This window comes from Actinoplanes sp. NPDC023936 (assembly GCF_040639325.1).
GTDB lineage: Bacteria > Actinomycetota > Actinomycetes > Mycobacteriales > Micromonosporaceae > Actinoplanes.
Genome location: NZ_JBEZZR010000006.1, coordinates 188,106 through 201,506, shown reverse-complemented (window position 1 = coordinate 201,506; position 13,401 = coordinate 188,106). Strand labels below are relative to the sequence as shown.

At 71.8% G+C, this 13,401-nt stretch carries 6 protein-coding genes; 1 reads left to right on the top strand and 5 read right to left on the bottom strand.

Annotated features, from left to right (window positions below; genetic code table 11):
- Positions 1–35: 35 nt before the first annotated feature.
- From ppc to AB0F72_RS11245, 5 genes are all read right to left on the bottom strand, one after another.
- Positions 36–2,831: a phosphoenolpyruvate carboxylase gene (ppc, locus tag AB0F72_RS11265; protein ID WP_360428867.1), complete on the bottom strand. Its 2,796-nt coding sequence runs from the start codon at positions 2,829–2,831 to the stop codon at positions 36–38.
- A 126-nt stretch (positions 2,832–2,957) separates the two neighbouring features.
- Positions 2,958–3,974: a glycoside hydrolase family 6 protein gene (locus AB0F72_RS11260; protein ID WP_360428865.1), complete on the bottom strand. Its 1,017-nt coding sequence runs from the start codon at positions 3,972–3,974 to the stop codon at positions 2,958–2,960.
- A gap of 3 nt (positions 3,975–3,977) precedes the next feature.
- Positions 3,978–5,927: a galactose oxidase-like domain-containing protein gene (locus AB0F72_RS11255; protein WP_360428862.1), complete on the bottom strand. Its 1,950-nt coding sequence runs from the start codon at positions 5,925–5,927 to the stop codon at positions 3,978–3,980.
- Complete coding sequence (locus tag AB0F72_RS11250) at positions 5,924–7,624, bottom strand: glycosyltransferase family 2 protein (protein ID WP_360428859.1); 1,701 nt, start codon at positions 7,622–7,624, stop codon at positions 5,924–5,926. Before AB0F72_RS11250 ends, AB0F72_RS11255 begins: the two co-directional genes overlap by 4 nt.
- Before the next feature lie 102 nt (positions 7,625–7,726).
- Positions 7,727–9,505 (bottom strand): hydrogenase maturation protein, encoded by a 1,779-nt coding sequence (locus AB0F72_RS11245; RefSeq protein WP_360429302.1) that lies wholly within the window; start codon positions 9,503–9,505, stop codon positions 7,727–7,729.
- 210 nt (positions 9,506–9,715) lie between these two features.
- Between AB0F72_RS11245 and mfd the strand changes: the two genes are divergently transcribed.
- Positions 9,716–13,399, top strand: a complete 3,684-nt coding sequence (gene mfd, locus AB0F72_RS11240) for a transcription-repair coupling factor (RefSeq protein ID WP_360428856.1) — start codon at positions 9,716–9,718, stop codon at positions 13,397–13,399.
- The last annotated feature ends 2 nt before the right edge of the window (positions 13,400–13,401 follow it).

Below are 13,401 nucleotides of genomic sequence, written 5' to 3'. Positions count from 1 at the left end.
TTCGACCGGGAGCCCCTCAGCGCGTACCCGATGAATCAGCCGGTGTTGCGCATGCCGGCGGCGATGCCGTTGACCGTGGTGAGGAGGGCTCGTTCCAGGGCCGTCGAGTCGGACGGTCCTCGGCGGGCGCCCGGCGCGGTCGGGATCTGGCGGCTGGCGTCGCCGAGGTCGCGGTACTGGCGCAGCAGCGCCACCTGGAGGTGGTGCAGCGGCTCCAGGTAGGTGTCCCGCACGCCCAGCGTCCGGGAGAGCTCGGGCTGCGAGGAGAGCAGCTCGGTGCCGCCGGTGATCGCCAGTACCTCCTGGACGGTCAGCTCGTACTCCCGCTCGATCTTTTCGAAGATCGGGTGGAGTTCCTCGGGGACGAGGGTCTCCACGTACCGGCGGGCGATCGACAGGTCGGTCTTGGCGAGCATCATCTCGACGTTCGAGAGGAACGTGCGGAAGAACTGCCAGTTCTCGTGCATGGCGTCCAGTTCGGAGCCGAGGCCGGCGGCGCGGACCGCGGCCAGGCCGGTGCCGACGCCGAACCAGCCGGGCACGATCTGCCGGGTCTGCGTCCAGCCGAACACCCACGGGATCGCCCGCAGGCCGCTCAGACCGGCGTCCGCGTTGGGGCGCTTCGCCGGGCGGGAGCCGATGTTGAGGGCGCCGAGCAGCTCGGTCGGTGTGGCCGCCCAGAAGTACGCGGCCAGGTCCGGGTTCTCGACGAGCGACCGGTACTGGGTGAACGCCGCGTCCGAGGCGGTGTCCATCACCGAGTCCCAGACCTTGAGGCGGACCGGGTCGACCTGCAGCGTGGTGTGCAGCAGGGTGGCCTGCAGGACGGCCGCCACGGTCAGTTCCAGGTTCTCCCGGGCCAGGGCCGGCACGGTGTACTTGTCGGAGATGACCTCGCCCTGCTCGGTGACCTTGATGGCGCCGTCCAGGGTGCCGTACGGCTGGGCCAGGATCGCCTCGTGGGTGGGGCCGCCACCACGGCCGACGGTGCCGCCGCGGCCGTGGAAGAGGCGCAGCCGCACGCCGTGCCGGGCGGCCACGTCACGCAGCGACCGCTGCGCCTTGTGGATGCGCCATTGGCTGGTGGTGATGCCGGCTTCCTTGTTCGAGTCCGAGTACCCGAGCATGACCTCCTGCACGTCGCCGCGCGCCCGGACGATCTCCCGGTAGGCCGGCAGGGACAGCATCTCGTCCAGCAGGTCACCGCCGGCGTCGAGCTCGGCCGGCGTCTCCAGCAGCGGCACGATGTTGACCCGGGCGCGGCCGGTGTGGATGTCGATCAGGCCGGCCTCGCGGGCCAGCACGGCCGCCGCGAGCACGTCGTCGACGCCGAGGGTCATCGAGATGATGTAGGTCTCGATGACGTCCGGCCCGAAGCTGTCCTGCGCCTCGCGGATCGTGTTGAACACGTCGAAGGTCTTGCGGGCCGAGTCGGTGAGCGGGGTGTCGGCGCTGGAGAGCGGACGCCGCCCGGTCAGCTCGGTGGCGAGCAGCTTGGTCCGGTCGCCCCGGTCCAGCGTCGCGTAGTCGTCGATCTCGCCGACCTGCGTGTACATCTGCTGCAGCACCTCGTGGTGCTTCTCGGCGTGCTCGCGCACGTCGAGGGTGGCGAGCTGCAGGCCGAACGCGGACGCCTGGCGGATCGCGGTGGAGACGATGCCGATGGCGGGGAGCTGGCCGGAGTTGCGGGCCAGCGAGGCGCGCATCAGCTCCAGGTCACTGATCAGCTCGTCGCTGCCGAGGTAGTCGCGGCCGGGCACGTGCGGGGTGTTGTTCTTGAGCCGGGCCCGGGTGTTCGCCAGCTTCGCCTTGATCGCCCGGACCTTCAGCCGGTACGGCTCCTCGGCGTTGACCCGGCGGAACCGCGCCGCGATCTCCGGGAGGTTGTCGAGATCCTGGGCGAGGCTCGCGGACAGGTCCAGGGAGACCCCGCGCAGGCGCCGGGAGACGGACAGCTCGTCGATCAGCTTGTCCATGGCCTTCTCGGTGGCCTGGATGCCGTGCTCATGCTGGATCAGCAGGACGTCGCGGGTGACGGCGGGCGTGACGAACGGGTTGCCGTCCCGGTCGCCGCCGATCCAGGTGCCGAACGTGAGCGGCCGCGAGGTGGGCGCGGTCTCCACGCCGAGCCGGCGCAGGGTCTCGGCGAGGTCGTCGAGCACCTGTGGGGCGGCCTCGGCGTACAGGTCCTTGAGGTAGTAGACAGCGTTGCGTGCCTCGTCGGTCGGGTCCGGCCGGTCCAGGCGCAGCTCGTCGGTCTGCCAGAGCAGGTCGATCAGCTCGGCGAACCGCTTGGTGGAGACGGTGGTGTCGGTCGCGCCGTAGAGCGCCGCGGCGGCGGACTCGGCGTCGAGCGAGTCGGCGACCTGGCGAAGCTTGGACAGGATCGAGCGGCGGGCCGCCTCGGTGGGGTGCGCGGTGAAGACCGGGCGGACGGCGAGGCGGCGGGCGGCCGCGGCGATCTCGTCGGCGGGCACACCCTTCGCGGCGATCCGCTCGGCGGCCTGGTCCAGCCAGCCACCGTCGCGGGCGCGGCGCCGCTGCAGGTCCCGGGCGCGGTGCACCTGCTCGGTGATGTTGGCGAGGTGGAAGTACGTGGAGAAGGCGCGGGCCAGTTTCGTGCCGGTGGTGATGTCCATGGCGGAGAGCCGTTCGGCGGCGGCCGGCGCGTCCTGGCGGACCAGCGCGCGGATCTCCTCGACCAGGTCGAGCAGGGGCCGGCCTTCCTGGCGGGCCAGCGTCTGCCCGAGCAGCGTGCCGATCCGGCGGATATCGGCACGGAGTGCTGCGTCGGAACCCTCTCGGTCGAGATGGGCAGGCTGCTCTGTCATCGGGGCGCTCCTTAGAAACGGATGGCTCCAGGACGGCGCTGTCCCGACTTCGCCGATCGTATCGGCGTACCCCCGACCGGGGGTGGATTGAGTCAAGAGTCTCATGCGCGTATCGCGCGCATGCGCTCACCTGGCGAGTGCCATCGCGTACGCGGGATACCAGCGGCCGGCCCGCGGTGCGCCACGGCCACAGGCCCCGTCGGACTCTCCGGGACGTTTCACCCAGAGGTACGCATCGGCGAGCGGATGCCCGGTGACCAGCGTCGGCGGTGTGCCGAGCCGTCGTCCGGGCGGGTTGCACCAGCGCCGCTCGCCCGCGCCACGGGTGACCGGTCCGTTGCCGTTGCGGCTGGTGTCGATCACGAAGTGGCGTCCGGCGAGCAGGCGGGACAGCTCTGTCCCGTACCTGATGTTGTCGATGGTGGTCTGGAAGTTGGCGACGTTGAGGGCGAGGCCGTGCGCGCGCATCGCCCCGGCGGAGCGCAGCGCCGGCGCGATCCGCGCGGCCGGCACCCAGCTGGGGTTTCCGGCGTCCAGGTAGACCCGCACGCCGGGCTCGGTCCGCAGCGTCGCGACCGCCCAGCTGAGCAGGGCGAGTCGCTGCTGTGCGGCCCGTCCGGTGAGGCATCCGCGGACCGCGTGGGCCACCGCGTCCGGTTCCAGGATCACCAGGGCGCGCTGCCCGCGCAGGGCCAGGGTCAACGTCAAGATCCATTTCTTGTACGTGTCCGCGCTGGGTGCGCCTCCCCTCGAGTGCATCCCGCAGTCCCGCTGCGGGATGAAGTAGAACGCGAGCACCGGCAGCCGGTTGACCCGTCCCGCGGCGAGGGCGAGTTGCCGCGCCCGGTCGCCGTATCCGGGCCGCGCGTCGGTGAACCAGGTGGCGGCCGGCCGGTCCGCGATCCGCCGGAGGATCGCGGCGTCGGCCGTGCGCCCGGCTCGTTCCAGTCGCCGCACGTAATCGGCGGCCGCGCCGGTCGGGTCGACGTAGAGCGCCGGCGCCCCGGTCGTGGTCGTCTCCGGCACCCGGACCGCGGGGGACGGCTCGTTCTCCCGGAGCAGGACCCCGGCGGTGACCAGCAACAGGGCGGCGACCAGGGCGGCACGGCGGCGACGGCCGGTCACCTTGAGGTGCCGTGGCATCTTTCAGCGCACCCGCACCCAGCGCGCGACCGACGGCACGCCGGCGGCGTCGACGAGGAAGAGCATGTACCAGCCGGACGGGACGAGCCCGGCCCGCTTCGGCACTGTCACCTCGACGGCGCCCCCGGTCCGCTTCACGCCGAGCGCCACGGATCGCTGATCGGTGTCCGTGACGTGCGTGACCGAGCTCGGCTTGAGCAGGCGGGCGGCGGTGATCCGGCCCGCGTCCGGGGTGGCGAACCGGGCGGTCGTCCCGCGAGCGACGGTGGCCGGTCCGGCGTAGATCACCGGGCGGGAACCCCGGAACAGGTACGGCGGGCTGAACACCTCGATCCGCTGCTCGAACGTGCCGGGGCCGGTCCCGGCCCGGTCGTAGAGCGGGTCACCGCCCATGGTGATCACTCGACCGTCGGGCAGCAGGATCGCCTCGGCGTGGTAGTTGCGGCCGACCGTGGAGTCGGCGGCCGTGACGAAGGCGTTCTCGGCCGGCCGGTAGATCTGCGTGTTGTAGAGGTCGCTGCGCGCCGCGCCCCGGTACCGCCCGCCGCGATACCCGGACGAACCGCCGGTGGTCAGAACCGTGTCGTCGGGGAGCAGGACCGTGGAGAGGTAACGGGCCGGCTCGGGCAGGTCCGGGCCGGGCCGGTAGGCGGGAGACTTCACGTTCAGATCAACGATGCCGGTACGCCGTGTGGACTCCTCCGACTCGCCGATCCCGCCGCCCCCGAAGATCATGACTTTCTGGTCCTGCGCGGGCGGGAGCAGCACCGACGAGCTGGTCTCGGTCATCCGCGGGTCGCGCAGGCCGGGCACCGCACGGAACGTGTTGCGCCGCACGTCCCAGACGCCCGGTGTGCGGCCTTCGGTGTCCGAGCCGTACCCGGCGTTGGAGCCGGAGTAGAAGACCCGTCCGTCGGCCATCAGGTGCAGGCTCGGATAGGTGGGGAAGTAGCGCTTCAGCTCCGGCGCGGCCACCCAGCGGCGCTGCGCCGGCAGGTACCGCTCGTTGCGGCCGGGCAGCACCCGGCCGAACTGGTCGAGGCCGGAGACGGCGAGGACCTCGCCGTTGGTGAGCCCGATCAGCGTCGGGTACCAGCGGTGGTCACGCAGGTTCCCGGTACGCACGTACCGCTCCGCGATCGGGTCGAACTCGTACGACGTCTTGTCGCCGCCGTACTCCTGCTTCTCCCGCGTGATCTTGTCGGCGACGCCGTAGAGGTTCCGGGCGTCCGCGCCGGTCAGCCCGTCGATCGTGTACTGGGCCGGGGCCCGGACCGCCGCGCGGTCGCCCTTGACGGCCGCGTCCACCCAGACCTCGGCCGCACCGGCGTGGACCGTCGTGGTGGCGCCGTGCGTCATCTTCTTCGCCGCCGGCACCGTCACCTTGGCCCGGGTCCGGTAGACCAGGCCGGCCGCCGAGACGAACGCGGTGCCCTTGGCGAACACCCGGGGACCCCCGTCCGGCGACTCGTTCTTGATCTTCATGACCCCGGCGGCGCGCTCGACGTCCTCGGCCAGCACCTCGTACGACTTGGTGCCGCCGGCCACCAGCAGATTGCCGTCCGGCAGGAACGTGTGCCCGGCGCAGAACACGTCCGACGGGGTGGGGATCTCGGTGAACTCCTCGGTCGCCGGGTCGTAGATCACCGTACGGAAGGACTCCTCCTCGAAGGCGTCCCGGTTGTTGCCGCTGCCCGCGATGATCAGCACCTTGCCGGTGTGCAGCAGCGCGGCGTGAATGGCGTTGACCCGGAACCCGTGCGGCACCGGAAGGCGCGCCCAGTGCCCGTACCTCTCCTTGTAGGACTCCCGGTTGATCTGGTACTCGTGCAGCGCCTCGGCGCCGGCCGCGACCATCGGCCGGTTCGCCACCGCCACCCCGGCGAGCACTGCCAGCGTGGCCAGACCGCTCACCAGACGGCGAACGACTGTGGGACGCGAGCGGGGCTTCATGCGGGCGGCTCCTTCTTCCTGGTGAAAAGCCAGATCAGGGTTGGGGTGAGGCAGACGGCGAGGTTGAGGGCGGGCCACGCGTACATCGCCGGGTCGACGTGGTCGAGGAGCGGGGCGACGATCAGCAGCGCCGCGTAGAGGGCGGCCCAGCGCAGGCCGGGCGCGAACGTGGCGAACCGGTCCGGGCTGGCCGAGTCGCCCTTCGGCGTGACCACGAACCCGGACCGCCGGCGCAGCACCGCGCCGAGGAACGACGAGACGTAGACCGGTGTGCAGAGGGTGGACGCCAGCATCCCGGCCAGCCCGGACGAGCCGGACCCCTCGTGCGGGCTGATGTTGTGCCGCCGGTTGAACAGGTAGAGGCCGATCTGGAAGAGCGCGGCGTCCACGTAGAGCATCAGCCAGACCGACTCCGGCACCTGCACGCCCTTCGCGCCGAGCAGCAGGAAGCAGGCCGCGTTCGCGGCGCCGAGCAGCCAGGCCGCGGCGGTCAGCGGGTAGTACGACATCAGCAGCGCGTAGTGCAGCGCGCGGGCCGGTCCGAGCCGCCAGGCGGTCCGGGCGAAGCGGCGTACCACCACCTCGTCGGTGCCCCGCGCCCAGCGGTGCTGCTGGGTGAAGTAGTCGGTCCAGGAGGACGGACCCTCACCGACGGCCAGGACGTCCGGCGTGTACACGGATTTCCACCGCTTCTTCGTTGCCGGATTTCTCGCGCTGTGGATCGTCAGGCTCGTCGCCATGTCCTCGGTGATCGAGTCCTGGAGGCCACCCGCCGACCTGAGGGCCGCGACGCGTACCGCGTTGTTCGTGCCGACCAGCATGGCGATCCCGCGCCGGTTGCCGGCCCGCTGGAGCAGCGAGTGGAACAGGTACTGCTGCGACTCGGCCCAGCGGGTCACCAGGTTGTCGTAGTTGCCGTAGATCTGCGGGCCCACCACGAACGCCACGTCCGGATCGCGGAAGTACCCGAGCAGCCGCTCGCAGAAGTTCGGCATCGGCACGTGGTCCGGGTCCACCGAGACGAACACGTCGTAGTCCTCGCCGTGCGCGTCCAGCCAGGCGTTGTAGTTGCCGTGCTTGGTCCGGGCCTTGTACGTGCCGGCGGCGGTGTTGTACTCGTCCCGGCCGCGCCTGCTGAAATGCCGCACACCCAGCCGCCGGCACATCAGCTTGACCACCGGGTCGTCGCCCTCGTCGAGCAGCCACACGTCGAGGAGACCGCCGTACCTGATCTTGCGGGCGGCCCGCAGCGTCTTCTCCACCATCGCGATCGGCTCCTTGCCGGGCACGATCGTGGTGAGGAACGCGACCCGCGTGCCGGTGTCCGGCACGACCGGCGCGGGATCGCGTGCCCAGAGCGTGGCGAGGCAGAGCGTCACGACGTTGACCAGCCGGAACAGCTCGATCGTCGCGGTCGCCGCGATCATGAACACGGTGGCGGCGTAGAGGGTCGTGTGCAGCCGCTGGTCCGGCAGCTCGATCGAGGTGACCAGCCAGCCGAAGAACGTCGACTCGAACGCGAAGGCGAAGAGCGTGATCAGCACTGTCCGGATCGGACGGCGGCGGGCGAGACGCCGCATCCGCACCCGGTAGTCGTCCGGCGGCGCGGGGTCGGCCGGTCCGGCCAGCACGCTGTACGCGCTGTACTCGTACTGGGCCGGTAGCAGCAGGGTGCTGCCGAGGTCGTCGTCCGGCATGACGGCACGGCCGGTGGGTGGTCGTTGCCCGGGAACGGCCGGAGCCGGGCAGCGCGCAGGGGGAGTCGCCCCGGAGTCCGGGGTGTGCAGCACACTCATCCGTCAGGCCGACACCGGTACCGAGGGCCGCAGCGTCGGGCGCGAGCCGGTGGCGGGGCCCGGGTTGGTGGCACGCTGCCGGACCGCCGCGGCGCTGGTGGCGGCGTTCGCCGCGAACAGCAGGTGACGCGGCGTCTCGGCCGGCCGGATCTTGCGGACGAACGCGCGGCGGGCGGCCGCGAAACCGGACCGATCGGTGTAGATGTCCCGGCTCATCTCGGCGAGCTCGCGTGTCTCGTACACGTCGAGCGGAATGCGTTCGGCGGCGAGCCGCCTCGCCTTGGCCGCGCGTCGCTTGCGCGCGGCGCGCAGGTCACCGTGCTGCTCGGCCAGGGCCGAGAGCCAGCCCGCGTACGCCTCCGGGTGGCGTGGCCCGACCTCGTCGACCAGGCCGATCCCGGCCGCCTGCGTCGCGCTCACCGGCAGCCGGTCGTCGATCAGGCGTTGCGCGGTGTCCGCGCCGACCCGGCGCGGCAGCGTGAAGGTGTGCAGCTCGGAACCGAACAAACCCATGTCGTAGTACGGGTTCAGCACGATCCCGTCCCGGGCGGCGACGACGTCCGCGCCCAGTCCGAGCATCACGCCACCGGCGCCGGCGCTGCCCGCGTAGGCGGCGATCACGATCTGCCGGGTGCAGGTGATGATCTCCCGGCACACCTCGTTGATCGCCCGGATGGCGGCCCACGCCGCCCCGGACGGGTCGGCCGATCCCTCGATCACGTTCAGGTTGATGCCGTGGCTGAACACCTCGGTGCCGCCGCGCAGCACCAGCACCCGGGTGTCCTGCGCGACAGCGTGCCGCAGCCCGGCGAGCAGCCGCCGCGAGTGCCCGGGCGCCATCGCGCCGTTGTAGAAGTCGAAGTGCAGCCAGCCCACCGTGCCGGTGCGCCGGTACCGGACCTGCCGGTACGCCTGCGGCGTCTCCGGGTCGTCGGCCGGCCCGGCCGTGGAGTGCGGCACGCCGTGCAGCCGCACGCCGAGAACCGTGGTGGCCGGCAGTTTGATCCCGTCGTCGGCGGCCGGGCGCAGGTGCCCGATCCAGAGGCTGCCGTCGCCGGTCGCCACGAGCACCGCGCCCTGGCGGCGGCTCAGGATCGTGCCCGGGCGGGCGCCCCGGGCCATCCCGGGATGCGCGTCGTACGCGTACACGTCGAGCCCGCCCACCTCGGTGCGCACGCCGGGTGATCCGTCACCGGCGCGGATCCGCCGCAGGATCGCCTCGGACGGCTCCGCCCAGTCGAACATCCGGTCGCCCTGCCGCATCGGCGGCCGGGCCCGCGCGCCGGGCGCCTCGGTCGGCGCGTTCTCCGCCGGGATCGGGACGAAACCGGGGTCGGCCGCCTTCGCCACCACCTCGAAGACGCACTCCAGGGCCGCGTCCGCGACCGGGCCGGCGTAGAGCGCCGACTTGCGCGGCGGTGCGGCCGGCATGCCGAAGGTGCGGGTCGCCCAGATCGGGCCGGCGTCCAGCTCCTGGACGGCTTGCAGGGCGGTCACGCCCCAGACCGGCACGTTCTCGGCGATCGCCCAGTCCAGGGAGGACGGCCCGCGGTCACCGACCGGGCCGGGGTGCAGCACGACGGTCCGCCACTGCTGCCAGACCTGCGCCGGAACCCGTTCCTTCAGGTACGGGCAGAGAATCAACTCCGGGTTCGCGGCGCGCACGCCCTCGACGATGTCCGGCCCGCTCGTCGCCAGCAGCACACCGACCTCGTGCCCGGCCTCCCGCAGAGCACACCAGACACGCTGGCTCAGCCCGTTGAACGCCGACACGAGCAGCATGATCCGCACTGAGCCCCTCCCCCTGGGCGATGCCCCGTGGCACCGAAAACAAGGGGACTCTCGCCGACCGACCGCCGCCTATGTCGGACATGCTGTGCGATAAGGCGCGCGTTCCCAGAACTGTCGGCGTGTCGGACTAAGCTGGGAGCGCACCCCCACCCTCCTCGGGCGTTCGGGGTCGTTCGTCGTGCCCTCAGGGGGTTCTTGCACATGCAACTCGCCGGTCTCATTCCTGCCGCGCTGCGTGACCGCGGCCTGGCCCGTGCGCGCGATCTGGCCCGCAAGGGCCATGTCGACTCGGACTCGCTGGACCTCACCGCGCCCGTGTCGCTGCGCCCGTTCGTGGTCGCGACAGTGGCCGGCTCCGCCGACAACGGCGGCGCCGAGCGCCCGGTGCTCGCCGTCACCGCTACCTCCCGCGAGGCCGACGACCTGGCCGACGCGCTGGGCTGCCTGATCGAGGCCGACCGGGTCGCGGTCTACCCGTCCTGGGAGACCCTGCCGCACGAGCGGCTCTCCCCCCGCTCCGACACGGTCGGCAAGCGGCTCGCCGTGCTGCGCCGGCTCGCGCACCCCGGCGAGAGCCCGCTCCAGGTGATCGTCGCCCCGGTCCGCTCGCTCCTTCAGCCGCAGCTCAAGGGCCTCGGCGACCTGGAGCCGGTGGAGCTCGTCACGGGCGGCGGCGCGGAGCTGGAGGAGGTGGCCCGGCGACTGTCCGACATGGCGTACGCGCGGGTGGACCTGGTGACCAAGCGGGGCGAGTTCGCTGTCCGCGGCGGCATCCTGGACGTCTTCCCGCCGACCGACGAGCACCCGTCCCGGGTCGAGTTCTGGGGCGACGACGTCGAGGAGATCCGCACCTTCGCGGTCGCCGACCAGCGCACCATCGAGGCGGTGCCGCGGCTCTGGGCGCCGCCCTGCCGCGAGCTGCTGCTCACCCCCGGTGTCCGGTCGCGAGCGGCCGAGCTGGCGGCGCAGCACCCGGAGCTCGCCGAGATCCTGGACAAGCTGGCCGAGGGCATCCCGGTCGAGGGGATGGAGTCGCTGGCGCCGGCGCTGCTGGACGGAGGTTCCGGGGCCCACGGCGATGTCGCGATCAAGGGCGCATCGCCGGGCGCCGGAACTTCCGCAGGCACCGACAGCATGGAGCTGCTGATCGACTGCATGCCGGCCGGCACCCACGTGCTGCTCTGTGACCCGGAGCGGATCCGGACGAGGGCGCACGACCTCACCCGTACCTCGGACGAATTCCTCGAAGCGTCCTGGGCCGCCGCCGCCTCCGGCGGGCAGGCGCCGATCGATGTCGGCGCCGTCGCTTTCCGGAGCCTCGGCGATGTCCGGGCACACGCCGCCACCCTGCGGCAACCGTGGTGGACGATCTCCCCGTTCGGCCTGGCCGACGCCTCCACCGAGGAAGCTCTTCCCTGGGAGGACCCGTCGTCGGCGGTGGAGGTCTCACCGGACGCCGGGGACGCGATCGCGCTGGCCGCGCAGCCGGTGCCGCTCTACCACGGCGACACCGCGAAGCTCGCCGGCGACCTCGACGGCTGGGCCAAGGCGGGCTGGGCGATCGCGCTGGTCTTCGAGGGCAAGGGGACAGCGCAGCGGGCCACCGAGGTGCTCCGCGACGCCGGCCTCGGTGTCACCCCGGTCGACGGGATCACGGAACCGATCGAGGAGGGTCAGCTGCTCGTCACCTGCGGCGGGCTCAACCACGGGTTCGTCGACGAGGCCTCCCGGCTCGCGGTGATCACCGGGAACGACATCTCCGGCGGCCGCGGCGCGTCCACCAAGGACATGCGCAAGATGCCGGCCCGGCGGCGCAACACCATCGACCCGCTCGAACTCAAGACCGGCGACTTCGTGGTGCACGAGCAGCACGGCATCGGCCGGTACATCGAGCTGGTGCAGCGCACGGTCAACGGCGCCGACCGGGAGTACCTGGTCATCGAGTACGCCGCGTCCAAGCGCGGCCAGCCCGGCGACCGGCTCTACGTGCCCACCGACCAGCTCGACCAGCTCTCCCGGTACGTCGGCGGCGAGTCGCCCAGCCTGCACAAGATGGGCGGCGCCGACTGGCAGAAGAGCAAGGCCCGCGCCCGCAAGGCGGTCAAGGAGATCGCCGCCCAGCTCATCCAGCTCTACGCGGCACGGCAGGCCTCGCAGGGGCACGCGTTCGGGCCGGACACGCCGTGGCAGCGGGAGCTGGAGGACGCGTTCCCGTACACCGAGACCCCGGACCAACTGGCCGCCATCTACGAGGTCAAGGACGACATGCAGAAACCGGTCCCGATGGACCGGCTGATCTGCGGCGACGTCGGTTACGGCAAGACCGAGATCGCGGTCCGGGCCGCGTTCAAGGCGGTGCAGGACGGCAAGCAGGTCGCGGTGCTGGTGCCGACCACGCTGCTCGCCCAGCAGCACTTCAACACGTTCACCGAGCGGATGAGTCAGTTCCCGGTGCAGATCAAGCAGCTGTCCCGGTTCCAGACGCCGAAGGAGACCACCCGCACCCTGGAGGGCGCCGCCGACGGCACCGTCGACATCGTGATCGGCACGCACCGGCTGCTCTCCAAGTCGACCCGGTTCAAGAACCTCGGCCTGATCATCGTGGACGAGGAGCAGCGGTTCGGCGTGGAGCACAAGGAGCAGCTCAAGGCCCTGCGGGCGTCGGTGGACGTGCTGACCATGTCGGCCACGCCGATCCCGCGGACGCTGGAGATGGCGATCACCGGCATCCGGGAGATGTCGACCATCGCCACCCCGCCGGAGGAGCGGCACCCGGTGCTCACCTACGTCGGCGCCTACGACGAGAAGCAGGTGGCCGCGGCGATCCACCGCGAGCTGCTCCGCGACGGTCAGGTCTTCTACCTGCACAACCGGGTCGAGTCGATCGACCGGGCCGCCCGCAAGTTGCGCGAGCTGGTGCCCGAGGCCCGGATCGCTGTGGCGCACGGCCAGATGAGCGAGGAACAGCTCGAGAAGGTGATGGTCGGGTTCTGGGAGAAGGAGTTCGACGTCCTGGTCTGCACCACGATCGTCGAGTCCGGCATCGACATCCCGAACGCGAACACCCTGATCCTGGAGCGCGCCGACCTGCTCGGCCTGTCCCAGCTGCACCAGATCCGCGGCCGGGTCGGCCGTGGGCGCGAGCGGGCGTACGCGTACTTCCTCTACCCCCGGGAGAAGCCGCTCACCGAGCACGCGCACGAGCGGCTCGCCACCATCGCCCAGCACACCGAGCTCGGCGCCGGCATGTACGTGGCGATGAAGGACCTGGAGATCCGCGGCGCCGGCAACCTGCTCGGCGGCGAGCAGTCCGGCCACATCGAGGGCGTCGGGTTCGACCTGTACGTGCGGATGGTCGGCGAGGCGGTGCAGGCCTTCAAGGGCGAGCGGCCCGAGGAGGAGCCCGAAGTCAAGATCGACCTGCCGGTCGACGCGCACCTGCCCACCGACTACATCGCGGTCGAGCGGCTGCGCCTGGAGATGTACCGCAAGCTGGCCGAGGTGCGCGACGAGGCGCGCCTGGCGGAGGTCGTCGCGGAGATGACCGACCGCTACGGCGAGCCGCCGGCCGCGGTCGCCAACCTGATCGCGGTGGCCCGGTTCCGGCTGGTGGCCCGGGCCTACGGGCTGACCGACGTCTCGATGCAGGGCAAGCACATCCGGTTCTCGCCGCTGCCGCTGCCCGACTCGAAGCAGATGCGGCTCAAGCGCTACCACCCGGACTCGGTCTACAAACCGGCTGCCGACCAGGTCAGCGTCCCCCGGCCGAGCACCCGCCGGGTGGGCGGCGAGCAGCTGCGCGACCAGGCCCTGCTGGAGTGGTGCGCGCAGCTGCTGAAGGACGTGCTCGGTGACGTGCCGGCTCCGGCCGTCGCGACACGCTGAGG

Excerpts from the sequence above, each read along its gene's own strand:
- ppc (WP_360428867.1), bottom strand. The coding sequence starts at position 2,831 with ATGACAGAGCAGCCTGCCCATCTCGACCGAGAGGGTTCCGACGCAGCA.
- AB0F72_RS11260 (WP_360428865.1), bottom strand. The coding sequence starts at position 3,974 with ATGCCACGGCACCTCAAGGTGACCGGCCGTCGCCGCCGTGCCGCCCTG.
- AB0F72_RS11255 (WP_360428862.1), bottom strand. The coding sequence starts at position 5,927 with ATGAAGCCCCGCTCGCGTCCCACAGTCGTTCGCCGTCTGGTGAGCGGT.
- AB0F72_RS11250 (WP_360428859.1), bottom strand. The coding sequence starts at position 7,624 with ATGCCGGACGACGACCTCGGCAGCACCCTGCTGCTACCGGCCCAGTAC.
- AB0F72_RS11245 (WP_360429302.1), bottom strand. The coding sequence starts at position 9,505 with ATGCTGCTCGTGTCGGCGTTCAACGGGCTGAGCCAGCGTGTCTGGTGT.
- mfd (WP_360428856.1), top strand. The coding sequence starts at position 9,716 with ATGCAACTCGCCGGTCTCATTCCTGCCGCGCTGCGTGACCGCGGCCTG.